Source organism: Agreia pratensis (assembly GCF_900177685.1).
Lineage (GTDB): Bacteria > Actinomycetota > Actinomycetes > Actinomycetales > Microbacteriaceae > Agreia > Agreia pratensis.
The window spans coordinates 112,060-133,654 of record NZ_FXAY01000008.1; the positions used below are offsets into that span (position 1 = coordinate 112,060).

Below are 21,595 nucleotides of genomic sequence, written 5' to 3' on the forward strand. Positions count from 1 at the left end.
GTGGCCTCATTATCCGCAAGTATGCCGGATCGCGCGGCCGGGACTCGAGGGCAACCAGCACAAGCCGCCTACAGAGAGCGGTAAACGACTCGTGCCCACAGACACCTGCCGCGTCGCAGCACCGACGCGATAGGAGGCTCGCTTTTCTGCATACTAGAGACATGTCCCGCGCCCGGCGTATCGTCGCCGCCTCAGCCTTGCTCGTGATCACCCTGCTCGGGCTGATCGTCGTGGCGACCCAAATCCCCGAGATCTACTACCTCCCACCCGTCGACGACGGTTATGCGAGCAAACACGTCGCGGTATTCATGCCTGCGATGGTCGGCACTGTGGTGGTCGCGATTGCGGCGCTTGCACTCCTCGTGCACCTGGTCGCTGTGATCCGCCGGCCGATGCCGCGCTGGTGCTGGGTCGTGGCCGTTGCGCTCGCGATCATCACCGTGGTAGCTGCCGTTCTCGTGTCCACGGCTGACCACCCCGTCTATTAGAGCCCCGGACCTCCGCCAGCACCACTCGTGCGTCGACGGATTACGCGATCGAGGAATCCGACCAGAAAATACCGAGTCCTAAAACAACGAAAGCCCTGATGAGAACTTCTTCTCATCAGGGCTTCTTCTGTCGGGCTGACAGGATTTGAACCTGCGACCCCTTGACCCCCAGTCAAGTGCGCTACCAAGCTGCGCCACAGCCCGTGGCTTGTTGCCCGCGAAGACAACTTGTCTATATTAGCCTGACTTTCACCCTCTCGTGAACACATCCCCCGGGCCGAGAAATCGGAGGCGACTCACGGACTTTCGGCGTACCGTCAAAGGAGCGCGTCGCGGTGTTCGACCCCGACGCTCGCATCACCCGAAAGGTGGCACGCCATGCCTCGCACCTGGCACCGTTGGATCCCCGCAGCCGCAGCTCCCGTCGTGGTGGGAGCAGTCGTCTTGGGCGGTGTCTTCGCCACGAGTGCGTCCGCCGATCCTGCAGACAAGACTCCGCAGCAGGTTCTGGAACTGGCAGCGTCGAGCACGGTCGACACATTCTCTGGCACGATCGAGCAGTCATCCAAGCTCGGCCTGCCCGACGCCTCCGGGCTCGGCGGTGCCGGCACATCCGGTACGTCCGGCGGCAGCGATCTGTCCTCGGCACTCGAGTTGCTCACTGCCCCACATACGCTGCGCGTCTACGTCGACGGCCCCAGTAAGAGCCGGGTACAGATCCTCGACGACATGGCCGAGCGTGACGCGATCCGCAATGGCGACGACCTGTGGCTCTACGACTCGAAAGACGCTTCAGCCGTGCATTCAACCGTGCCGGCAGGCGCATCCGATTCGACCGAGGCGCCCGCCGAGGCGCTGACCCCGGCCGAACTCGCGACGAAGTTCCTCGACGCGGTCGATCCCAGCACCGAGGTGACCATCGGCGACCCGGTCAAAGTTGCCGGCCGCTCGGCCTACGACCTCGTCCTCACGCCCGACAGCTCGACGACTCTCGTGTCGCACGTCGATATCGCGGTGGATGCCGACACCGGCCTCGCCCTGAGCGTAGACGTTTTCGCCCAGGGGTCGTCAGACCCGGGGTTCCACGTCGCGTTCAGCTCGCTCTCGCTCGATGCACCCGCCGCCGACCTCTTCGACTTCGCTCCCCCGGCTGGCACAGACGTCACCGAGAAGACAGTTCCGAGCCGCGACGACGCACCCGCAGACGGCACGGCGACACCGGATGCCGGTGCGCACCCCGAGCCGACCGTCACGGGAACCGGATGGGACACCATCGTCGAGCTGCCCGCTAGCGCAGATACCACGCAACCGAACGACTCCTCGATGCTGTCGCAGCTGACCACACCGGTCGAGGGCGGTCACGTGTTGCAGACGACGCTGCTCACCGTGCTCATCACCGACGACGGCCGCGTTCTCGCCGGAGCGGTTCCGGTGGACAGCCTGCTGGCCGCAGCCGCGCAGTGACCACAGCAGTGATCACGAGCCCCTCGGGGTTCGCGATCGAGACCGAGGGGCTGACGAAGCGCTTCGGCCACCAGACGGTCGTCGATGACCTGGCTCTGTCGGTGCCTCGCGGATCGGTCTTCGGGTTCCTCGGGCCGAACGGCTCTGGCAAGACGACGACGATCCGCATGCTGCTCGGACTCGCCCAGGCGAGCGCTGGCGACATCTCCGTGTTGGGCCAGAGCATGCCGCAGAAACTCGGCGCAGTGCTACCTCAGGTCGGAGCCCTGATCGAAGGGCCGGGCTTCTACCCGTTCCTCTCCGGCTCTGCGAATCTGCACCGCTTGGATTCGGCCGACGGGTTCGCTCCTCGCGGCACTCGATCCGAGCGCGTCGCTCGAGCACTCGACCGTGTCGGTTTGAGCCACGCCGCCGACAAGAAGGTGCGCGCATACTCGCTGGGAATGAAGCAGCGTCTGGGAATCGCGAACGCCCTCCTCGCGCCCCGCGACCTCATCGTGCTCGACGAACCGACCAACGGGCTCGACCCGCAGGGCACACGCGAGGTGCGCAGCCTCATCCGGTCGCTCGCCGACGAGGGAACGACGGTCTTCGTCTCGAGCCATCTGTTGGCCGAGATCGAACAGATGTGCACCCACGCGGCGGTCATGCGCGCGGGACGACTCGTGGCGCAGGGCACGCTCGACGAACTGCGCTCCGCCGGATCGACCCGCGTGAGCGTCATCACTCCCGACACCGAAGCAGCAGCCCGAGTGTTGCTCGCGCTGGGTCTCGACCTCGGGCATCCGGATGCGACGGGCCCGGTCACCGGCCCCGCCGCCGGTTCGGCGTCGGCCGGGCTCACAGACGCCACCCTCTCCGCTGCACTGCCCGACGACGTGGCAGCCGAAGACATCGTCGCGAACCTCGTGGCCGCACACGTGCGCGTACGCGGCTTCAGCATCGACCACGCGTCGCTCGAAGACCTCTTCGTGGCACTGACCGGGGAGGGATTCGATGTCGTCCAGTGAACTCGGCGCTGTGCCCGCCTCACGTAGCGTCACAGAGCGCAGAACCCGCCGCAGTCTCGGCCTGGGCTTCTTCCTCTCCGAGCTCGCGGTGCTCTTCCGCCGCCGTCGCACGTGGGCGATGCTGCTGGCGCTCGCCGCTGTTCCCGTTCTCATCGCCGTCGCCGTTCGCCTCTCCTCGTCGGGATCGAGTGGCCGCGGGCCCGCCTTCATCGACAACATCACGCAGAACGGCCTGTTCGTCGGAATCGCGGGGCTCACCATCGCGATCCCGCTCTTTCTCCCCCTGACGGTCGGCGTCGTGTCGGGCGACTCGATCGCGGGCGAGGCGAACACGGCGACGCTGCGCTATCTGCTGGTCTCGCCCGTCGGGCGCATCCGGCTGCTCGTGGTGAAGTACCTCGCCGCCGCCGTGTTCTGCCTCGCTGCGACGCTCACCCTGTCGATCGCGGGCATTCTGATCGGAATCGCGCTCTTCCCCGTCGGGCCCGTGACGCTGCTCTCCGGCGACACCGTGAGCATCGGCGATTCCCTCGTTCGCTCGCTGCTCATCGCCCTCTACGCGACGGTGTCGCTGCTAGGGCTCTCGGCGATCGGACTGTTCATCTCGACCCTCACCGATGCGCCGGTGGGAGCAATGGCCGCGACTGTCGTGCTCTCGATCGTTGCCCAGGTGCTGGACTCGCTCTCCCAGACCTCATGGCTGCATCCCTGGCTTTTCAGTCACTACTGGCTGAACTTCGCCGATCTGCTGCGTCAGCCCATCGAGTGGTCGTCGTTCGGTCAGAACGCCCTGCTTCAGCTCGGCTATGTCGTGGTCTTCGGGGCGCTCGCCTACGGGCGGTTCTCGAGCAAAGACATCCTGTCTTAGCGGTGTGCTCGTCGCCGTGACACGGCGGCGGCGATCAAGCGCCAGCCCAGCAGAAAGACGGCGAGCACGATGGCCGTCACGATCATGAACGACACGGCGATACCCTGACCGCTGATGGCGCGCAGCGCCACACCGATGACCGCAGTGGATGCCCAGATCACGACGCCGGGATACGTCACGCCTCGTGGGAATCGCCAGGCGCGGGTGACAAGCCAGCCGATCGCGAGGCCGACGACGAATGGCCACGCGGTGTTCAGGCTTCCGAGAATGGTGAAACCCTCATCGTGGCTACCTCGACCGATGAGAACGAAGACGAGCACGAGAACGAGATCCGCAGCACCCGCCAGAGCAACGATCATGGGAGCAACTGCTGGTCTATTCACAAGATCAGTCTACGAAGCGACCGAGGGCTCCTTCGTCTTCGCCGGTCGCATCATGGCGGCCGGCGCGGCGTCGCGAAGTTTCGGAATGAGGCCGAGCTCGAGAAAACCGTTGCGCCGATAGAGGGCGCGGTTCTTCTCCGTCGACGACTCGAGATAGGAGGGGTGCCCGGAGGCATCGGCACGAGCGAGCCCATGCGCTAGCAGCGCAGAGCCGACTCCGCGCCCGCGGGCCGACGCAGACACGCCGATCTCGCCCAGGTACCAATGCGGCAGACCGGGGCGACACGTGCGGAGCGCATGCAACATCACGGCACCATTCATCAGGCCGAGCAATCCAAGAGCGCGAACGAACCGAGGCAGCTGCAGCGGCAAGAACGTAAGCGACCTCGCGCGCGGCGATTCCCAGACCGCCACGCCCAGTACGTCGCCCGTCGCGTCGGTGGCGACGTCTACCGTGCCGTGCTTCAGCGGGCCACTGAGCATCATCGCCTCGAACAGACTCCTGAGCCGACGTTCGCGGTCGGGGCCCGGCACCTGAGGAAGGATGCATGCCATCACGGGGTCGTCCACGAACGCTGCGGCGAGAACGCGGCCGGCGCTCGCAACGTGATGAGCCTCTGCGCGACTGACGGTGACGCTCTGGTCAGCGGGAGGGACAACGGTAGTCGACGAGGAAGGTGTGGTCATGCAACGACGCTAGCTTCTTGATTTGGCCAGGTGGCCAAATCAGGACGAGTGTGTAGGTTTCTTTCATGACTTCCCCAGAATCGGCGCGACGCTCCTACGAGTCGGTCCAAGCGCGGCGCACTCAACTGCTGCAAGCGGCCGTCAGGGTCATGGGGCGCATCGGAGTGGCCGCCGCATCGACGAGGGCCATCACCGCCGAGGCGGGGCTGCCCCACGGCTCATTCCACTACTGCTTCGGCACCAAGGAGAAGCTGCTCGAAGAGCTCTTCAGACTCGAGGTGAACGACGTCGCCACGCAGCTCGCTTCTCACCTACCGACGTCAGGAACACTGCGCGAGAGACTGGAGCTCACCCTCCGGGCAGAACTCGAAAGGGTGAAGCGAGACCCCGACAGGCAACACGTGATGCTCGATCTCACCGCTACGGCACACAGCACGCCGGCCCTCGCGGAGCTGCCAGGCTGGGAGCATGATCGCTACCTGCAGATCGTTCGCGAGAACCTCGTTTCCTCGGCAGGATCACATGATCGCCGAGCAGAACGGCTAGCCGTTCTCGTCGTGGCCGGAATGCGGGGAATCGTCGCAGCATGGCTGGCTCGCGGGCCGCAGCACGACGACGCCGAGGCTGAGGCCGAACGCAGCATCCACGATCTCGCGCTCGCGCTTGTTCTCTTCGAAGGAGAGGCGTCGGCCGACGGTTCCTGACCCCCGCACGCGAAAACGCCGCCACCCGAATCGAATCGGGTGACGGCGTCGGGGCCTGACGGCTAGCGCTTGCGCTTCTCGCGCACTCGCATGCTGACGATGATCGGCGAGCCTTCGAAGCCATAGACCTCGCGCAGTCGGCGCTGGATATAGCGACGGTAGCCCGGGTCGAGGAAGCCCGTGGTGAACAGCACGAATGTCGGTGGGCGGCTCGATGCCTGCGTCCCGAACAGAATGCGCGGCTGCTTTCCTCCGCGCACGGGGTGCGGATGTGCCGAGGTGAGCTCTGCGAGGAAAGCGTTGAACTTGCCGGTCGGGAGGCGGGTGTCCCACGAGTCGAGCGCGAGCTCGAGGGCGGGTACGAGCTTCTCGAGGTGGCGACCGGTCTTCGCCGACATGTTGACGCGGGGCGCCCATGACACGTGCGCCAGATCCTGTTCGATCTCGCGCTCGAGGTAGCGACGACGTTCGTCGTCGAGCATGTCCCACTTGTTGAAGGCGAGCACGAGTGCGCGGCCGGACTCGAGTACGAGGTCGATGATGCGCACGTCTTGTTCGCTGATGGGCTCGGTCACGTCGATCATAACGACGGCGACTTCGGCCTTCTCCAGTGCGGCCGAGGTGCGCAGCGACGCGTAGAAGTCGGCGCCCTGCTGCAGGTGCACCCGACGGCGGATGCCGGCGGTGTCGACGAAGCGCCAGATGCGACCGGCGATCTCGACCTGCTCGTCGACGGGGTCACGAGTGGTTCCGGCAAGCTCGTTGACGACGACGCGCTCCTCGCCGGCAGCCTTGTTCAGCAGCGACGACTTGCCCACGTTGGGGCGTCCGAGGATCGCCACGCGACGAGGGCCGCCCACCTCCTGCTTGGCGACAGCCGATACCTGCGGCAGATCTTTCATGATGATGTCGAGCAGGTCGGCCACGCCGCGGCCGTGAAGTGCCGACACGGGGTACGGCTCGCCTAGGCCGAGCGACCACAGCACAGATGCGTTGGGCTCCTGGCGCAGGTCGTCGACCTTGTTCGCTGCGAGATAGACGGGCTTCTTCGCCTTGCGCAGCAGGCGCACGACGTGCTCGTCGGTCGACGTGGCACCGACGTTGGCGTCGACGACGAACAGAACGGCGTCGGCCAGGTCGATCGCGATCTCGGCCTGCATGGCCACAGACGCGTTGATGCCCTTGGCGTCGGGTTCCCAGCCGCCGGTGTCGACGATCGTGAAGAAGCGGTCGGCCCACTCCGCCTTGTACGAGACGCGGTCGCGGGTGACACCGGGGGTGTCCTCGACCACGGCCTCGCGGCGACCGAGGATGCGGTTGACGAGAGCGGACTTGCCGACGTTCGGCCGCCCGACGATCGCGAGCACGGGAAGCGCCGGCAGATAGGTGATGGCATCGGGGTCGTCTGTCGCGGCCTCGAGGATCTCGAGGTCGTCGTCGTCGAGGTCGAAGTCGGCGAGACCCGCGCGCAGAGTTTCGGTGCGCGCGGAGATCAGTTCGTCGTCGAGGGTGCCGAGCCTGTCGAGCAGGGTCGGGTCTGTGCCCTCGAAGTCGTCTTCGGAGTCGGTCATCGGGCTGGACGGGTTGGGAGCCTTTTTATCGGCCATGCGAGATCCTCGCTGTTTGAGTGTGGACGATCTCGACCACCGCGTGAACGGTCTGGTCGAAGTCGAGTTCGGTTGAATCGAGGGTGAGAACACCATCGGCGGCGTTCATGAAATCGACGACTCGAGAGTCGGCCTGATCTCGGGACCGGAGCTGTTCACCCACGACGGCAGCACTCTGATCGGTCAGTTCCTTGGAACGCCTCGCCATTCTAGCCTCTTCTGACGCCGTCAGCAGGATTCTGACCGGCGCATCCGCCGCGACCACCGTCGTGATGTCGCGCCCCTCGACCACGATCCCGGGATTCGGGGTCGCCCGGATGATGCGACGGAACAGCGCTGTCAGGCCGGCCCGCACCTCGGGAACCTTCGAGATGTGTCGCACGGCGTTCGTCACCCGGGGCTCACGGATAGCCTCGGTCACGTCGATCGCGCCCACCCGCACGAAGTAGTCGTCGGGCTCTGTGCCGATGTCGAGATCGAACGTCTTCTGCGCCTCGATGGCGGCAGACGGGTCTTCGAGGTCGACGCCGCGCTCCAGCAGGCTCCATGCCAAGGCACGGTAGCAGGCACCCGAGTCGAGATACGCGTATCCGAGCGCAGCGGCCGCAGCCTTGCTCACGCTCGACTTACCACTGCCGGCCGGGCCGTCGACGGCCACGACGAACGTCGTGCTGCCGTTGGCATCGGCGACATTCTCATGGTTCGTGTTCGTGAGATCTGGCATCGTCATCCTGCAATCCTCCAGCCGCGTTGCGACAGTTCATCGGTGAGGCGCTGCACCACTTCGGGCAGCACCGAGATCTCGGCAAGACCGATCTGCGCCCCCGGCGAGTGCTCGAGGCGCAGATCTTCGAGGTTCACATTCGCCTCGCCGATCTCCACAAACAGCCTCGCCAGCTCGCCCGGTTTGTCATCGACCATGACGACAAGCGACGAATACCGACGGTCGAGACCATGCTTGCCTGGGATCCGAGCGACTCCCGTGTTCCCCCCGGCCAGTTCTTCGTTGATCCGACGCCGCGACGAACCCTGCGATGGGTGCTCGAGCGCCTCGATGAAACGGTCGAGGTCGGCGCGGAACTCGCGCAGCACATCGACGACCGGTCCCGAGTTGGCGCCCAGGATCTGCACCCAGAGTTCGGGATCGCTCGCGGCGATCCGCGTCACGTCGCGCAGGCCTTGACCCGCGAGGTTCACGGCGGCCTCGGGCGCATCGGAGAGCCTGCGCGCCATCACACTCGAAATCACCTGCGGAACGTGCGACACCAGAGCAACCGAGGAGTCGTGCTGCTCGGGACTCATCTCGACGAGCGTTGCGCCCAGGTCGAGAATCAGGTCGTCGAGCAGCGCCGCACGCTGGTACGACACTCCCCCGTGATCGGCGACCACCCAGGGCCGCCCCAGAAACAGGTCGGCCCGACCAGAGAGCGGGCCGCCCCGCTCGCGCCCGGCGAGAGGGTGCGAGCCGATGTACCGCGAGATATCGGCACCGGATGCGCGCAGCTCTTCGAGCGGCGCCAGCTTCACGCTGGCGACATCGGTCACGAGGGCGTCGGGGTAGGCGAGAAGCTCCGCCGCGATGATCTGCGCCGTCACGTCGGGCGGAACGCAGACGACGATGATCCGGGGAGCATCATCGGCCAGCGAGCCACGACCGGCTCCATAGTCGATGGCGATACTCAGGTTGGTCGGCGATGCATCGGCGAGGATCACGTCGACCCCTCGGGCTCGCAACCCGAGTCCGATACTGGTGCCGAGCAGTCCGACGCCGACGACGCGGACCTGGCCGGTGAGGCGCGATTCGACCATGCGCTACTCCCCCGGTTCTGATGTCGGGGCGGGCACGATCGAGTCGTTCGAGCGCGACAGAGTCAGGATCTGGCCGAGTTCGGCACCGTTCAGTTCTCTCATCGCCCCCGCACGCAGGTTGCCGAGGTGCAAGGGGCCGAACGAGCGGCGAACGAGGTCGACCACGGGATGCCCGACCTCCTTGAGCATGCGCCGCACGATGCGGTTGCGCCCGGAGTGCAGCGTGATCTCGATCAGACTGAACCCGTTCGATGTCTCGAGCAGCCGCGCTTTGTCGGCCGCGATCGGGCCATCCTCGAGGTCGAGGCCGGTGGTGAGGCGCTGCACGGTCTGCGGCGTCATGACACCGCGCACCTTGGCGATGTATGTCTTCATCACTCCGAAGGAGGGATGGGCGAGAACGTGCGCCAAGTCGCCGTCGTTGGTGAGAATCAGCAGGCCCGACGTCTCCGCGTCGAGCCGGCCCACGTTGAACAGGCGTTCCTCGTACTGGTCGGTGAACTCTCGCAGATCAGGCCGTCCGTTCTCGTCGGCGAGGCTCGACACGACTCCCACGGGTTTGTTGAGCATCACGTAGCGCTTCGACTGGTCGAGCTGGATGGCGACGTTGTCGACGGCCAGCTTGTCGACGGCCGGATCGATCCGCCGCCCCGGCTCGCGCACGACCTGTCCGTTCACCCGTACCCGACCGGCGGCGATCAATTCCTCCGAGGCCCGACGCGAGGCCACTCCCGCGGCTGCCATCACCTTCTGCAGGCGAATGCCCGTCTCGTCGGAAGAGCCAGCCGCCTGTGCGTCGTCAAAGTCGTTCATCAAAGCCTTCCGCGCCGTCTGCGAGCAGCGGCGAAATCGGTGGGAGTTCATCCAGAGAGTTGAGGCCCAACTGAGTGAGCACGAGGTCGGTGGTGCCATAGAGGATCGCGTGCGTCTCGGCATCCGTCGACACCTCGGTGATGAGCCCGCGGCCGAGCAGCGTTCGCACCACAGAATCGACGTTCACCGCGCGGATCGACGCAATGGAGCCACGAGAGATCGGCTGCTTGTATGCGATCACGGCGAGGGTCTCGAGGGCGGCCTGGCTCAACCGCGATGGATTCTGGGTCGAGACGAAGTCGGTGACGACATAGTCGTAGTCGGCGCGAACGTAGAGCCGCCACCCACCGCCGACCTCGCGCAGTTCGAAGCCCCGTCTGATCGATCCGCCCACGCCGTCGAAGTCGTCGACGAGTCGCTCGATCGCCTGCCGCACGACGGCGACGGGGCGCGACACCACCGTCGCGAGGGCGATCAGGCTCTGCGGCTCGTCGGCGACCATGAGAATCGCCTCGAGCGCACGGTCGACATCGGCGACCACGACCGGCGCGGGTGCGACCGGGTCGTCGGCCGAGGGGATGTCTTCGATCGAAGTGTCAGTTGTCATAGTCCGCTCCCAGATTAGAGAGGTTCTCTTCCGTCCACGACTCGGCCGTCCAGCTCAGGGTGAGTTCGCCGAGCGGCTCGATCTGCTCGAACGAGATCGACGCGTGCCGGTAGAGCTCGAGCACAGCGAGGAAGCGTGCGATCACGACCCCCTTCTCGGCGATGCCGGCGATGAGCTGACGGAACGACACGGGGCCGCCGCTCGAACGCAGGAGCGTCACGACGTGAGCCGCCTGTTCTCGGATGCTCACCAGCGGTGCGTGCAGATGCTCAAGTCCCACGGTCGGTATCTCGCGGGGAGCCAGCGCCAAAGCCGCAAGCGCGGCGAAATCGTCTGGCGTCAGGGTCCAGACGAGTTCGGGGGTCTGCTGGCGGTACTTCTCCTCGAGTCGCACCTGCCGCACGTGGCGGGTCGATTCGGCGTCGAAGCTCTCGGCGAACCACTGCGCTACCTGTTTGAACGCCCTGTACTGCAGCAGGCGAGCGAACAGAAGATCGCGTGCCTCGAGAAGCGCCACGTCTTCGGCGTCGACCAGTTCGCCCTGCGGCAGCAGACCGACGATCTTCAGGTCGAGCAGTGTCGCGGCCACAACAAGAAACTCCGATGCACGATCGAGCTCCTCGGCGGAATCGAGACCCCGGAGAAAGCCGATGAACTCGTCGGTCACCTTGCTCAGCGCGATGTCGGTGATGTCGAGCTCGTGCTTGGAGATGAGCGACAACAGCAGGTCGAACGGACCCTCGAAGTTGTCGAGGCGGAGTTCGAACGCGGGCGCGTTCTCGCCCGCGGTGAGGTCTGGGCTAGGCGACCGCGCCACGCGCGACCAGTTCTCGGGCGAGCTGCTTGTATGCCTTCGCCGCCGAGTGCTCCGGCGCGAATTGGGTGATGGGGCGGCCGGCGACTGATGCGTCGGGGAACTTGACCGTGCGCCCGATCACGGTCTCGAGAACGGCGTCACCGAACGCATCCACGACCCGCTCGAGTACCTCGCGCGAGTGGAGCGTGCGCGGGTCGTACATCGTGGCGAGGATGCCGTCGAGCTCGATGGCAGGGTTGAGCCTGTCGCGCACCTTGTCGATGGTCTCGACGAGCAGTGCGACGCCACGGAGAGCGAAGAACTCGCACTCGAGAGGAATGAAGACTCCGTGGCTGGCCGTCAGTGCGTTGATCGTGAGAAGTCCGAGCGAGGGCTGGCAGTCGATGAGGATCACGTCGTAGTCGGCGCTGACTTTGCGCAGAACGCGGGCCAGGATCGTCTCGCGGGCGACCTCGTTCACGAGGTGCACCTCGGCCGCCGACAGGTCGATGTTCGCGGGAATCACGTCGAGGCCTTCGACCGATGTGTGCTGGATCGCAGCGGACGGATCTTTGGCACTGCCGAGCAGAAGGTCGTAGATCGTCAACGCGTCGTGCGTGTTCACATTGAGGCCGGCGGAAAGGGCGCCCTGCGGATCGAAGTCGATCGCGAGAACCCGGCGTCCGTACCCGGCGAGGGTTGCACCGAGATTGATGGTGGTCGTCGTCTTGCCGACTCCACCCTTTTGGTTGCAGAGCGAGATGATGCGAGCGGGGCCGTGCGACTTCAGCGGTGCCGGATCGGCGAACTCTCGCAGAGGGCGCCCCGTGGGACCGAACTTCGGTGTCTCGAGTCCCGGAAGCTCGGACCGACCGGTGTTCTTTGTGCCCGCCACGAATGCTGCTCCCATTCCTTCCGGCAACTGTCACCGGAACGAACTCAACTGTACCGGCCCCGTAGCGCTCGACCGTGTAGGCGACTCAGCGCGCCCGAGGGTGGGCCGTCACATACATGTCCCGCAGAGTGTCGGCGGTGACCAGCGTGTAGAGCTGCGTGGTGGCCACCGAGGAATGGCCGAGCAGGTCTTGAACGACGCGCACATCAGCGCCGCCCTGCAATAGATGAGTTGCAAAAGAGTGACGAAAGGTGTGCGGAGAGACGTGTGCTTCCAGGCCTGCGCGGCGGGCGACAGACTGGATGACGAGCCACGCACCCTGCCTTGACAGCCGCTGCCCTCGCTGGCCGAGAAAGAGTCCGGGAGTCGCCCGGCCACGCGCCGACAGCACCGGTCGCGCTCGAACGAGATACGCATCCACCGCGTCGCGAGCGAAGCTGCCGACCGGAACCACCCTCTGCTTGCTGCCCTTGCCGACCAGACGCACGATCTCCGCGTCGTCCATCACGTCATCGACGTTGAGGCCCACGGCCTCTGAGACGCGAGCTCCGGTCGCGTAGAGCATCTCGAGCAGCGCCCTGTCACGGAGGGCCAGTATGTCGTCTCCGGTGACAGCTCCGAGGAGGGTGCTCATCTGATCGATCGTGATGGCCTTCGGAAGCCTGCTGGCGAGCTTCGGAGGTTTGACCTCGCGCGCGGGATCGGTCTCGAGAGTTCCTTCGTCTGCGAGATGGCGATGGAATCCGCGCACCGACGACAGCACACGGGCGACACTCGAGGCGGCGAGGGGCGCCGACGGAGTCTCGTCTGCCCTCTCGACCGTGCGGAGCGAGCCCGCGAAGAGACCGATCTGAGCCGGGGTGATCAGCCGCGCGTCGGAAACACCCTGCGCCTCGAGCCAGTCGGTGTAGCGGGCGAGGTCTCGCCTGTACGCGGCCATGGTGTTCACCGACAGCCCGCGTTCGATTGTCAGATGACGCAGGTACTCATTCACCTGCGGCTCGAGAGACATGCGCTACGACGGCTGCCGAGAGCTGCGCACGACCTCGCGTTGAGGCCACGGTGCGTCTTCCGGTCCGAGAGTGGACCATCCACGAGACCGAGCGACCGACGCCGCGTAGACTGCCACGACCAGCGAGGGGTTCTGGATGCGCCGGCCAACGACCGCGTCGAGTGCCTCATCGAGCGGCACCCATCGCTTCTCGATGTCGGCCTCTTCGTCTTCGCGAGCGAATGCCTCGGTATCGCTGAGCTGGCGAGCGAGGTACACCCGGATGGCCTCGTTGTTTCCCCCGGGAGTCGTCACGTAGTCGCTGAGCACGCTCCACGAGGCCGCGGCGAGATCGACCTCTTCTGCCAGCTCGCGCTTCGCCGCTTCAAGGGGATCCTCATCAGCGACGTCGAGGAGACCGGCAGGGATCTCCCACTCGCGCGAACGGACGGGATGCCTGTACTGCTTGATCAAAAGAATCCGATCCTCATCGTCGATCGCGAGAACGGCAACCGCTCCCGTGTGGTCGACGAACTCGCGAGTGATCTGATCTCCGTTGTAGTCGAACGTCTCGCGGCGCACATCCCAGATCGCACCGGTGAAGACGACCTCGCTCGACACGATCGGAAGCGCGATGTGCTCATCGGCGAGAATGCCGACCGGCTCACTCTCAGACACGGGGAACGACCCCGTCGACGTCATCGATCGACGCGGCTTCGTCTTGCGAGAAGAGGCTCGACGCCTCGTGCCGCTCGAGTGCAGCCTCGACGAGTCCGCGGAAGAGCGGGTGCGGGTCGCTGGGCCGGCTACGCAGTTCGGGATGCGCCTGGGTGGCGACGTAGAACGGATGCACCGTGCGGGGCAGCTCCACGTACTCGACAAGCGAGTCGTCGGGCGAGGTACCGCTGAACCAGAGCCCGGCATCCGCAATCTGTGAGCGGTAGTGGTTGTTGACCTCATAGCGATGACGGTGACGCTCGCTCGCGACAGGAGCACCGTAGAGCGCCTCCACGATCGAACCTTCGGCGAGCTTGGCCTCGTAGAGGCCCAGACGCATCGTTCCGCCCAGGTCTCCCCCGGCGATGATGTCGACCTGCTCGGCCATCGTCGCGATCACGGGGAACTCGGTGTCGGGATCGAACTCGCTCGATGACGCACCCTCGAGACCAGCTTCGTGCCGGGCGTACTCGATGACCATGCACTGCAGACCGAGGCACAGCCCGAGAGTCGGGATGCCGTTCTCGCGGGCGAATCTCAGCGCGCCCAGCTTGCCCTCGATGCCGCGCACGCCGAATCCTCCGGGAACACAGATTCCGTCGACCTCGGAGAGTTCACGCGCAGCACCCTCGGGGGTCTCGCAGTTGTCCGACGGGATCCACTTGATGGCGACCTTGGTCTTGTGTGCGAACCCGCCGGCCTTCAGCGCCTCGGTGACCGAGAGGTAGGCGTCGGGCAGATCGATGTATTTTCCGACCAGGCCTATCGTCACATCGTGCTTCGGCTCGTGCACGGCTGTGAGCAGGGGTGTCCAGCGAGACCAGTCGACCTCGCCTGCGCCCTGAGCGAGGTCGAGACTGTCGATGATGTAGGCGTCGAGACCCTGATTGTGCAGCATCGTGGGAATGTCGTAGATGCTGGGAACGTCGACGGCGTTCACCACGGCCGCCTCGTCGACATCGCACATCAGCGCGATCTTGCGCTTGTTCGACTCTGAGACCGGGCGATCGCTGCGCAGGACGAGCGCGTCGGGCTGGATTCCGATGGAGCGCAGCGCGGCGACGGAGTGCTGCGTGGGCTTCGTCTTCTGCTCGCCGGATGCGCCCATGTACGGCACCAGTGACACATGCACGAAGAACACGTTCTTGCGGCCGAGTTCGTGTCGCACCTGGCGAGCCGACTCGATGAACGGTTGGCTCTCGATGTCGCCGACCGTGCCTCCGATCTCGGTGATGATCACGTCGGGGCGTGGCGAACCGTCGATCGGCTGTTCGGCCTGCAGTCGCATCCGGCGTTTGATCTCGTCGGTGATGTGCGGGATGACCTGCACCGTGTCACCGAGGTATTCGCCGCGACGTTCCTTCGCGATGACCGTGGAGTAGATCTGACCGGTCGTCACGTTGGCGGCCTGGTTGAGATTGATGTCGAGGAAGCGCTCATAGTGCCCGATGTCGAGGTCGGTCTCGGCGCCGTCGTCGGTCACGAAGACCTCGCCGTGCTGGAACGGGTTCATGGTGCCCGGATCGACATTCAGATACGGGTCGAGCTTCTGCATCACGACGTGCAGCCCGCGCGCGGTGAGAAGGTTGCCGAGACTGGCGGCCGTGAGGCCTTTGCCGAGACTGGAAACCACGCCTCCAGTGACGAAGATGTGCTTCGTCGGGGTGTTCGAGGTCGAGGGGAGGCCGGTCACCGGAGTGCCCGCCTGGGATGCCATCGACGAGCCGGAAAGGACCTGGGGATTTTGACCATCTGCCACGGAGTTTCATCCTAACAGTCGTGGTGGGCGGTGCGGCCCGTAAAGCTCACTCGGCGAGTCCGACGAGCGAGTCGTTCTATCCCGCTGCAGCGAGATCCAGCAGTTCACGGGCGTGTTCGAGCCCGCTCTTCGAATCGGGGAGGCCCGACAGGAGACGCGCCATCTCAGCCGCCCGTGCGTCTCCGTCGAGCTGGGTGACGCTCGACGCGGTGACGGCGCCCGACGAGTCTTTGACGACCGTCAGATGGTTGGTGGCGAACGCCGCCACCTGGGCGAGGTGCGTCACGACGATCACCTGCGAGGTCTTGGCGAGCAGAGCGAGCCGTCGTCCGATCTCGATGGCGGCAGCACCGCCGATGCCAGCGTCGACTTCGTCGAAGACGAAAGTGGGCACAGGGTCTGTTGCCGCCAGCACCACCTCGATGGCGAGCATCACTCGTGACAGCTCGCCTCCCGAGGCGCCCTTCGCCAGGGGCCGAGGAGCGCTGCCGCCGTGCGGTTGCAGAAGAAAGGTGATCGCGTCGGCCCCGGAGGCGCTCAGCTCGTCTCGAGCCGAGACCTCGATGACCAGCCGAGCAGTCGGCATCGCAAGCGCGGCGAGTTCGTCGGTCACCCGAGCCGAGAGATCGGCGGCGGCCGCGGTCCGCGCAGCGGTGAGTTCGGAGGCGAGAGCGATCGACTGCGCATCGAGGTCTTCGAGCTCTGCTCCGAGCTGCTCGATGCGATCGGAGTCGTTGTCGAGCTCCAGCAACCGAGGGCCGGCCGTCTCTCCGAAATGAATCACATCGGCCAGTTCGGGACCGTACTTGCGAGCGAGTACGGCGAGCGCCGCGCGACGCTGTTGGATCGAATCGAGTTCTGCCGCCGAATCGGAGTCGAGCGACGCGAGGTAACTGGAGAGCTGAGTGGAGACTTCCGCGACGAGAAAGCCGGCGCTTGCCAGCGAGTCGACGATGGGCGCGAGAGCCGCGTCGTGCGGCGCCACCCTCTCGAGCTGACGGCGCGCGGTGTCTAACAGACCGATGATGTCTGGATGCGAATCGATGGCCTCGCTCGACACGAGGTCGCGAGATTCTTCGGCAGCGAGCCGCAGGTCTTCGAGATTGGTGAGCTTCTCGGCACGCTCGGCGAGCTCGACGTCTTCGCCGTCGACCGGATCGACATCGGCGATCTCGGCCAGAGCGACGCGCAGCCCCTCAGCCTCGCGTGCGCGGTCGTCACGCTCGTCGATGAGTCGTGAGAGCTCGGCGCGCGCTGCACGGGCCTGACTGAATGCCGCGGCGTATCGAGAGGCGACGCCCGCAACCGACTCGCCGGCAAACCGGTCGAGAGCCGCGCGCTGCTCGGTCGACGAGGTGAGTCGCATCTGATCCGACTGACCGTGAACCACGATGAGATGCTCGCCGAGCTCTGCGAGCAGACTTGCGGGCGCACCGCGCCCGCCGACGACGGCTCTGCTGCGACCTTCGCTCGATACGGTGCGCAACAGGATGAGCTCCGCCAGGTCGTCACCCTGGGGATCGAGGTCTCCCCCGGCGTCCTGCACGCGTGTGGCGACATCCCCCGCTGAGGGAACCAGCCAGCGTCCCTCGACAGACGCCTGCTTGCTTCCGCTTCGAACCGTTCCCGAGTCTGCGCGGGCACCGAGTACGAGGCCGAGGGCCTGAACGACCATGGTCTTGCCCGCGCCCGTCTCGCCGGTCACCGCGGTGAAGCCCGGGCCGAGCGGAAGAACGGCATCGTCGATCACGCCGAGGTCTCGAATGGAGATTTCGTTAATCACGGGTCGCGGGGCCTCGCCATCCTGAGACAGGCAGATTGAACTTACCCACGAGTCGATCTGAGAATGGGCCCAGGTGCAGTCGCGCCAGCCTCACAGGGGTCGGCGACCGACGAACGACGACGCGGGCTCCAAGCGGAAGGTCGTGGGTCCGTCTGCCATCGCACCAGAGAACGCCTGTGCCCTGGGTGCGCGGGAGCACCTCGACGGCGAGAGCGGAGTCCGGACCGACGACGAGGGGCCGGGCGAAGAGGGCGTGCGGGCTGAGCGGCACCATCAGCAATGCGTCGAGGCTCGGCCACACCACCGGCCCACCGGCGGAGAAGGCATACGCCGTGGAACCCGTGGGGGTAGACATGACCACGCCGTCGCATCCGAAGCTCGACAGCGGTCTGCCGTCGACCTCCATCACGACCTCGAGCATGCGCTCCCGGCTCGCCTTCTCGACGGTGGCCTCGTTGAGAGCCCAGGTCTCGTAGACCACCTCGGAGTCGACCTTCACTCGCACGGAGAGGGTCATGCGCTCCTCGACGTGATAGTCGAGAGCGAGCGCCCGGCGCACCGTCTCGGTCAGGTCTTCGCGCTCACTCTCCGCGAGAAACCCGACGTGACCCAGATTGACTCCGAGAAGCGGCACGGCTGAGCCGCGCACCAGTTCGGCGGCCCTCAGAATGGTTCCGTCTCCCCCGAGCACGATGACGAGCTCGAGATCGGCCATGTCGACGTCGACGCCGAGCACGGGCATGCCCGCGAGTTGCTCGGGGTACGCACCGACGTCATCGAGTTCCTGCGGAGCGATGACGGCGTTCACACCCGCCTCACGCAGCTGCGCACAGACGCGCACAGCGGCGTCGACGGAATCCTGGCGGCCCGTGTGCAGCACCACAAGGATGTTGCGCTGGTTCACCATTCTCAGACTCCCGTCATTCTGGTCACGCGATCCAACCATTCTGTCGGATTACGACCGACAACCGCGCTCAACCAGATCAGGTACTCCTTGTTTCCCGCTGCCCCGACGATTGGGGAGGATGCGATGCCCGCTGTTCCGAGGCCGAGGTCGAAGGCGCTCCACAGCACGCGTGTCACGGCCTCGCCGCGGAGCCCTGAATTCTTGACGATGCCTTCTCTGATGCCGGTACGCCCGACTTCGAACTGAGGCTTGACCAGCAGAACGAAGTCCGCGTCCGGGGTCGCCACCGCCTGCAAAGCGGGGAGAACCGTTGTGAGCGAGATGAACGAGAGATCCCCGACGACAAGCGATGGGCGTTCGTCGACACGCGCTGCTGCACTGAGGGTCTCGGGCGTGGCGAAACGCACATTGAAACCCTCCACCACCCGAACACGCTCATCATCGGCGATCACCGACGCGAGCTGTCCGTGACCTACATCGAGAGCGATCACCTGGCGGGCGCCGCGCTCCAGAAGAACTTGAGTGAAACCACCGGTCGACGCACCCGCGTCGAGCGCGAGCCGGCCTTGCACGACCACGTCACCGAACGCATCCAGCGCAGCGACGAGCTTGCCGGCCGCCCGACTCACATAGCCGTCGTCACCGTCGACAGAGAGAGCCTGGCCTTCACGCACGCGGAACGATGCTTTGACCTGGGCAACGCCGTCGACACGAACCAGACCGGCGGTAATGAGCTGCGCGGCATGAGTGCGACTTCGTGCGAGCCCGACGGCAGGCAGAGCAGCATCGAGTCGGGAGTCAGTCATCGAGCAGGGCGTCCCCACCCTCGAGGCGCACGCGCAAGGCGTCGTGCAGCTGCACGTAAGCGTCTGCTCGTGCGTCGAGCGGTTGTTGTTCGATGACGCGAATGCGCGAGAGCAGCGCGTTCGAGGTCTCGGGGTCGGCGTCAGTCACAGCTTCTAGAGTACCGTCGTGACCAGGCTCAACCGGCGTAGAGCTCCTCGGGTACCTGAAGGCCGTAGATCGCACGTCCCGACTTCCAGATGACCGCGCACGCAGCGCGAAGCAGGTCGGTCGGGTTGTCTCCGGCAGAGACCACCACCACGTCGTTTCCGCGGATGAGCACTTTCGCCCCGTTGACCATCACTGTCTGGGAGTCTTTAGAGAATGTCGTCTCGGGATAGGGCTCGAATAGTCCGCGAAGGTCGTCGAGGATGAACTGCGGTCTCTCGTCAGGCTTGGCCGACAGAAGCTGCTTGGCCGTGTCGACACCGGTCAGAACATGCGCCACCGGCATTCCTGCGCGATTTGCTCCGAGAATATCCGTGTCGAGCCTGTCTCCGACGAAGAGCGGAGATGCGGCATCGAAGCGGCGCTGAGCTTCTTCGAAGATCGCCACCTCCGGCTTGCCCGCGACGACGGGAAGACGGCCGACCGCCGTGTGCACCGCCGAGACGAGCGTGCCGTTGCCCGGGGCGATCCCACCGGCAACCGGAATGGTCCAGTCCGTGTTCGTCGCAACCCACGGAATGCCTCGGTGAAGAGCAAAGCTCGCCTCGGCCAGCTGCTTCCAGCCCACGTCGGGCGAAAAGCCCTGGATGACCGCGGCCGGCTGATCCGCCGCATCGCGCGTCACGCGGAACCCGGCCCTGCCGAGTTCGTCGATGAGACCGTCGCCGCCGACCACGAGAATCAGGGAGCCCGGCTCTACCAGCCCTGCCAGCAGGCGCACAGCGGCCTGAGGACTGGTGACCACGTCGCTGGGCGCCACCTCCAGCCCGAAGCTCGAGAGATGCTCCGCGACCTGGACGTCGGTCCTCGATGCGTTGTTGGTGATATAGCCGATTCGAACGCCGGATGCCGAGACCCGAGACAGCGAGTCGACCGCAAACGGAATCGCCTTCGGCCCCTGGTACACGACACCGTCGAGATCTGCGAGAACCACGTCGACACCGTCGAGCGGGGTTGCCACGTTACGACTCCGACGGGCGAACAGGCTCATCGCCGATCTCCTCCGTCGGCGCGTTCCGTGCGGCGTCGGCAATCACATCGTCGACGGACTCGAAGACGATGTCCTCTTCGTAGACCTCCACGAGGTCGCCGTCGTCTCCTCCGAGAGCTGCGTCCGCCCGTGCTGCTCGCTCGCGCCACGACTCCGCCTCGTCAGACCGGCCCAGATCTTCGAGCACATCTGCATAGGCAGAAAACAGATCAGCACTGTAGGAGTACGCGACGTCGGGGTTCAACTGAGCAATATCGAGCTCGTCGAGTGCGGCCTCAGTCTGGCCAAGGTCGAGACGGGCGCCGCTCATGGCGATCGCCACGGCCACCTGGGCTGCCGACGACAATTCGGAACGTTGAACAGATCGGCCGACTTCGAGGGCACGGTCCGGACGCCCGACGCCACGCTCACTGTCCACCATCAGCGCGAGCTGCTCGTTCGATCCGGAGATCCGTCGGTACGTCCGAAGCTCACGAATGGCGAGGGCGAAGTCACCCGTGGCATAGGCGGTGATGGCGAGAGTCTCCCGCACGATGCCGATCCGGCCGGCCCGACGAGCAGCCGAGATGGCATGCCGATGAGCGAGCTCCGGGTCGGATTCGATGAGCCTCGCCGCCATAGCGAGGTGCTGAGCCACGCCCTCGGCGTTTTCCTTACTCAGAGTCTTCAGTTCATTGCGCGCACCCTTGTCGAGGTCGCGCGCGGTGACGCCGTCGGGGATCTCCGGGTCGTCGTGACGCGGACGCACTGCGCGAAGAGCGCGCGCCTGCTTCTCCTCTTCGCTGAGCTCGACCTCGCGCGAACGCGCATCACGGTCGTTCCGAGCCGGCTTCCCGCCGCTCGTCCACAGCTTGCGATCGGAGCCTCTGTCGGGACGTCCGCCGCGAACAGGCCGGTCACGCTGAGGGCGATCGCCATCACGGGCGGGACGGTCGGCGCCAGCCGGTCGGTCGGAGCGGCTCGGTCGATCGGGCCGTCCGGAGCCGGTCGGTCGTCCTGCGTGCGGACCTCTGTTCTGACGTGGAGAATCGTCTCGTCGTCCGGGTCGCTGTGGACCTCGATCAGGTGAATCGGTCATCGAAAATCTCTCCCCACGCTGAAGCGAACTTCTCCGCGTGCTCTGAATGCTGTGTAGTTGAATGCCCATCTAACGCTTCACACACGGTACACGGTCACGGGTGTCACCACGTTGAATGGGTGGTTAAACAGGAATGGCCACCCCGGTGTGGGGTGGCCATTCGTGTAATAGGAGTCCGGCGGTGTCCTACTCTCCCACAAGGTCCCCCTTGCAGTACCATCGGCGCA

General features: G+C 65.6%; 23 protein-coding genes and 1 tRNA gene. 5 read left to right on the forward strand and 19 right to left on the reverse strand.

Translation table 11 applies throughout. The annotated features are described in order from the left end of the window. Positions 1-161: 161 nt before the first annotated feature. Positions 162-488, forward strand: a complete 327-nt coding sequence (locus B9Y86_RS17125; protein WP_085488359.1) for a hypothetical protein — start codon at positions 162-164, stop codon at positions 486-488. A gap of 130 nt (positions 489-618) precedes the next feature. Here the strand turns inward: B9Y86_RS17125 and B9Y86_RS17130 are convergent. Then, positions 619-692, reverse strand: a tRNA-Pro gene (locus B9Y86_RS17130). Between the two features lie 174 nt (positions 693-866). Here B9Y86_RS17130 and B9Y86_RS17135 point away from each other — a divergent pair. From B9Y86_RS17135 to B9Y86_RS17145, 3 genes are read left to right on the forward strand one after another with little or no spacing between them, the layout of a single operon-like run. After that, positions 867-1,952 (forward strand): LolA family protein, encoded by a 1,086-nt coding sequence (locus B9Y86_RS17135; protein WP_085488361.1) that lies wholly within the window; start codon positions 867-869, stop codon positions 1,950-1,952. After that, complete coding sequence (locus B9Y86_RS17140; RefSeq protein WP_085488363.1) at positions 1,949-2,962, forward strand: ABC transporter ATP-binding protein; 1,014 nt, start codon at positions 1,949-1,951, stop codon at positions 2,960-2,962. The genes B9Y86_RS17135 and B9Y86_RS17140 overlap by 4 nt, the downstream gene beginning before the upstream one ends. Next, positions 2,949-3,830 carry an ABC transporter permease gene (locus B9Y86_RS17145; protein ID WP_085488365.1) on the forward strand — a complete coding sequence of 294 codons (882 nt, stop codon included), beginning with the start codon at positions 2,949-2,951 and terminating at the stop codon, positions 3,828-3,830. The genes B9Y86_RS17140 and B9Y86_RS17145 overlap by 14 nt, the downstream gene beginning before the upstream one ends. Here the strand turns inward: B9Y86_RS17145 and B9Y86_RS17150 are convergent. Then, positions 3,827-4,213 carry a DUF3054 domain-containing protein gene (locus B9Y86_RS17150; protein ID WP_342351727.1) on the reverse strand — a complete coding sequence of 129 codons (387 nt, stop codon included), beginning with the start codon at positions 4,211-4,213 and terminating at the stop codon, positions 3,827-3,829. The two genes, B9Y86_RS17145 and B9Y86_RS17150, sit on opposite strands and share 4 nt — an antisense overlap. 9 nt (positions 4,214-4,222) lie before the next feature. Beyond that, a complete protein-coding gene (locus tag B9Y86_RS17155; RefSeq protein ID WP_085488369.1) occupies positions 4,223-4,900 on the reverse strand; it encodes a GNAT family N-acetyltransferase in 678 nt (225 codons plus the stop codon). A gap of 65 nt (positions 4,901-4,965) precedes the next feature. On the opposite strand from B9Y86_RS17155, the gene B9Y86_RS17160 reads away from it, so the two are divergent. Continuing rightward, positions 4,966-5,604 carry a TetR/AcrR family transcriptional regulator gene (locus B9Y86_RS17160; RefSeq protein WP_085488371.1) on the forward strand — a complete coding sequence of 213 codons (639 nt, stop codon included), beginning with the start codon at positions 4,966-4,968 and terminating at the stop codon, positions 5,602-5,604. Positions 5,605-5,666: 62 nt separating this feature from the next. On the opposite strand, the gene der is transcribed toward B9Y86_RS17160, so the two are convergent. From der to B9Y86_RS17235, 16 genes are all read right to left on the reverse strand, one after another. After that, positions 5,667-7,175: a ribosome biogenesis GTPase Der gene (der, locus tag B9Y86_RS17165; RefSeq protein ID WP_055781817.1), complete on the reverse strand. Its 1,509-nt coding sequence runs from the start codon at positions 7,173-7,175 to the stop codon at positions 5,667-5,669. Between the two features lie 25 nt (positions 7,176-7,200). Next, the gene (gene cmk / locus B9Y86_RS17170) at positions 7,201-7,935 is read right to left on the reverse strand and encodes a (d)CMP kinase (protein ID WP_085488430.1); all 735 of its coding nucleotides are present in this window, start codon (positions 7,933-7,935) and stop codon (positions 7,201-7,203) included. Between the two features lie 2 nt (positions 7,936-7,937). Further along, on the reverse strand, positions 7,938-9,020 hold the full coding sequence (locus B9Y86_RS17175; protein WP_085488373.1) for a prephenate dehydrogenase: 1,083 nt from the start codon (positions 9,018-9,020) through the stop codon (positions 7,938-7,940). Between the two features lie 3 nt (positions 9,021-9,023). Beyond that, positions 9,024-9,833 carry a pseudouridine synthase gene (locus tag B9Y86_RS17180; RefSeq protein WP_085488375.1) on the reverse strand — a complete coding sequence of 270 codons (810 nt, stop codon included), beginning with the start codon at positions 9,831-9,833 and terminating at the stop codon, positions 9,024-9,026. Next, positions 9,820-10,440 carry an SMC-Scp complex subunit ScpB gene (gene scpB / locus B9Y86_RS17185; RefSeq protein ID WP_085488377.1) on the reverse strand — a complete coding sequence of 207 codons (621 nt, stop codon included), beginning with the start codon at positions 10,438-10,440 and terminating at the stop codon, positions 9,820-9,822. The genes B9Y86_RS17180 and scpB overlap by 14 nt, the downstream gene beginning before the upstream one ends. Next, on the reverse strand, positions 10,430-11,257 hold the full coding sequence (locus B9Y86_RS17190) for a segregation and condensation protein A (protein WP_085488379.1): 828 nt from the start codon (positions 11,255-11,257) through the stop codon (positions 10,430-10,432). The genes scpB and B9Y86_RS17190 overlap by 11 nt, the downstream gene beginning before the upstream one ends. After that, a complete protein-coding gene (locus B9Y86_RS17195) occupies positions 11,241-12,131 on the reverse strand; it encodes a ParA family protein (RefSeq protein ID WP_235500813.1) in 891 nt (296 codons plus the stop codon). The genes B9Y86_RS17190 and B9Y86_RS17195 overlap by 17 nt, the downstream gene beginning before the upstream one ends. Positions 12,132-12,216: 85 nt before the next feature. After that, positions 12,217-13,143: a site-specific tyrosine recombinase XerD gene (xerD, locus tag B9Y86_RS17200; RefSeq protein WP_085488381.1), complete on the reverse strand. Its 927-nt coding sequence runs from the start codon at positions 13,141-13,143 to the stop codon at positions 12,217-12,219. Positions 13,144-13,146: 3 nt separating this feature from the next. Further along, complete coding sequence (locus tag B9Y86_RS17205; protein WP_244894822.1) at positions 13,147-13,800, reverse strand: NUDIX domain-containing protein; 654 nt, start codon at positions 13,798-13,800, stop codon at positions 13,147-13,149. After that, positions 13,793-15,556, reverse strand: coding sequence for a CTP synthase (locus B9Y86_RS17210; RefSeq protein WP_085488385.1), 1,764 nt, complete (start codon positions 15,554-15,556; stop codon positions 13,793-13,795). Before B9Y86_RS17210 ends, B9Y86_RS17205 begins: the two co-directional genes overlap by 8 nt. 118 nt (positions 15,557-15,674) lie before the next feature. Beyond that, complete coding sequence (gene recN / locus B9Y86_RS17215; RefSeq protein ID WP_085488387.1) at positions 15,675-17,381, reverse strand: DNA repair protein RecN; 1,707 nt, start codon at positions 17,379-17,381, stop codon at positions 15,675-15,677. Beyond that, on the reverse strand, positions 17,374-18,288 hold the full coding sequence (locus B9Y86_RS17220; RefSeq protein ID WP_085488389.1) for an NAD kinase: 915 nt from the start codon (positions 18,286-18,288) through the stop codon (positions 17,374-17,376). The genes recN and B9Y86_RS17220 overlap by 8 nt, the downstream gene beginning before the upstream one ends. A gap of 2 nt (positions 18,289-18,290) precedes the next feature. Beyond that, complete coding sequence (locus B9Y86_RS17225; protein WP_085488391.1) at positions 18,291-19,094, reverse strand: TlyA family RNA methyltransferase; 804 nt, start codon at positions 19,092-19,094, stop codon at positions 18,291-18,293. Next, the gene (locus B9Y86_RS17650) at positions 19,087-19,242 is read right to left on the reverse strand and encodes a hypothetical protein (protein WP_176223415.1); all 156 of its coding nucleotides are present in this window, start codon (positions 19,240-19,242) and stop codon (positions 19,087-19,089) included. The genes B9Y86_RS17225 and B9Y86_RS17650 overlap by 8 nt, the downstream gene beginning before the upstream one ends. A 28-nt stretch (positions 19,243-19,270) precedes the next feature. Next, entirely contained in the window at positions 19,271-20,290 is a 1,020-nt protein-coding gene (locus tag B9Y86_RS17230) for an HAD-IIA family hydrolase (RefSeq protein WP_085488393.1), read from the reverse strand. After that, the gene (locus B9Y86_RS17235; RefSeq protein ID WP_244894823.1) at positions 20,262-21,368 is read right to left on the reverse strand and encodes a hypothetical protein; all 1,107 of its coding nucleotides are present in this window, start codon (positions 21,366-21,368) and stop codon (positions 20,262-20,264) included. Before B9Y86_RS17235 ends, B9Y86_RS17230 begins: the two co-directional genes overlap by 29 nt. Positions 21,369-21,595: the final 227 nt, after the last annotated feature.

What these genes read in the sequence shown, in the direction of transcription:
- B9Y86_RS17125 (WP_085488359.1), top strand. Translation starts at nt 162, where the DNA reads ATGTCCCGCGCCCGGCGTATCGTCGCCGCCTCAGCCTTGCTCGTGATC.
- B9Y86_RS17135 (WP_085488361.1), top strand. Translation starts at nt 867, where the DNA reads ATGCCTCGCACCTGGCACCGTTGGATCCCCGCAGCCGCAGCTCCCGTC.
- B9Y86_RS17145 (WP_085488365.1), top strand. Translation starts at nt 2,949, where the DNA reads ATGTCGTCCAGTGAACTCGGCGCTGTGCCCGCCTCACGTAGCGTCACA.
- B9Y86_RS17155 (WP_085488369.1), bottom strand. Translation starts at nt 4,900, where the DNA reads ATGACCACACCTTCCTCGTCGACTACCGTTGTCCCTCCCGCTGACCAG.
- B9Y86_RS17160 (WP_085488371.1), top strand. Translation starts at nt 4,966, where the DNA reads ATGACTTCCCCAGAATCGGCGCGACGCTCCTACGAGTCGGTCCAAGCG.
- der (WP_055781817.1), bottom strand. Translation starts at nt 7,175, where the DNA reads ATGACCGACTCCGAAGACGACTTCGAGGGCACAGACCCGACCCTGCTC.
- cmk (WP_085488430.1), bottom strand. Translation starts at nt 7,935, where the DNA reads ATGCCAGATCTCACGAACACGAACCATGAGAATGTCGCCGATGCCAAC.
- B9Y86_RS17175 (WP_085488373.1), bottom strand. Translation starts at nt 9,020, where the DNA reads ATGGTCGAATCGCGCCTCACCGGCCAGGTCCGCGTCGTCGGCGTCGGA.
- B9Y86_RS17180 (WP_085488375.1), bottom strand. Translation starts at nt 9,833, where the DNA reads ATGAACGACTTTGACGACGCACAGGCGGCTGGCTCTTCCGACGAGACG.
- scpB (WP_085488377.1), bottom strand. Translation starts at nt 10,440, where the DNA reads ATGACAACTGACACTTCGATCGAAGACATCCCCTCGGCCGACGACCCG.
- xerD (WP_085488381.1), bottom strand. Translation starts at nt 13,143, where the DNA reads ATGTCTCTCGAGCCGCAGGTGAATGAGTACCTGCGTCATCTGACAATC.
- B9Y86_RS17210 (WP_085488385.1), bottom strand. Translation starts at nt 15,556, where the DNA reads ATGGCATCCCAGGCGGGCACTCCGGTGACCGGCCTCCCCTCGACCTCG.
- B9Y86_RS17220 (WP_085488389.1), bottom strand. Translation starts at nt 18,288, where the DNA reads ATGGTGAACCAGCGCAACATCCTTGTGGTGCTGCACACGGGCCGCCAG.
- B9Y86_RS17225 (WP_085488391.1), bottom strand. Translation starts at nt 19,094, where the DNA reads ATGACTGACTCCCGACTCGATGCTGCTCTGCCTGCCGTCGGGCTCGCA.
- B9Y86_RS17230 (WP_085488393.1), bottom strand. Translation starts at nt 20,290, where the DNA reads ATGAGCCTGTTCGCCCGTCGGAGTCGTAACGTGGCAACCCCGCTCGAC.
- B9Y86_RS17235 (WP_244894823.1), bottom strand. Translation starts at nt 21,368, where the DNA reads ATGACCGATTCACCTGATCGAGGTCCACAGCGACCCGGACGACGAGAC.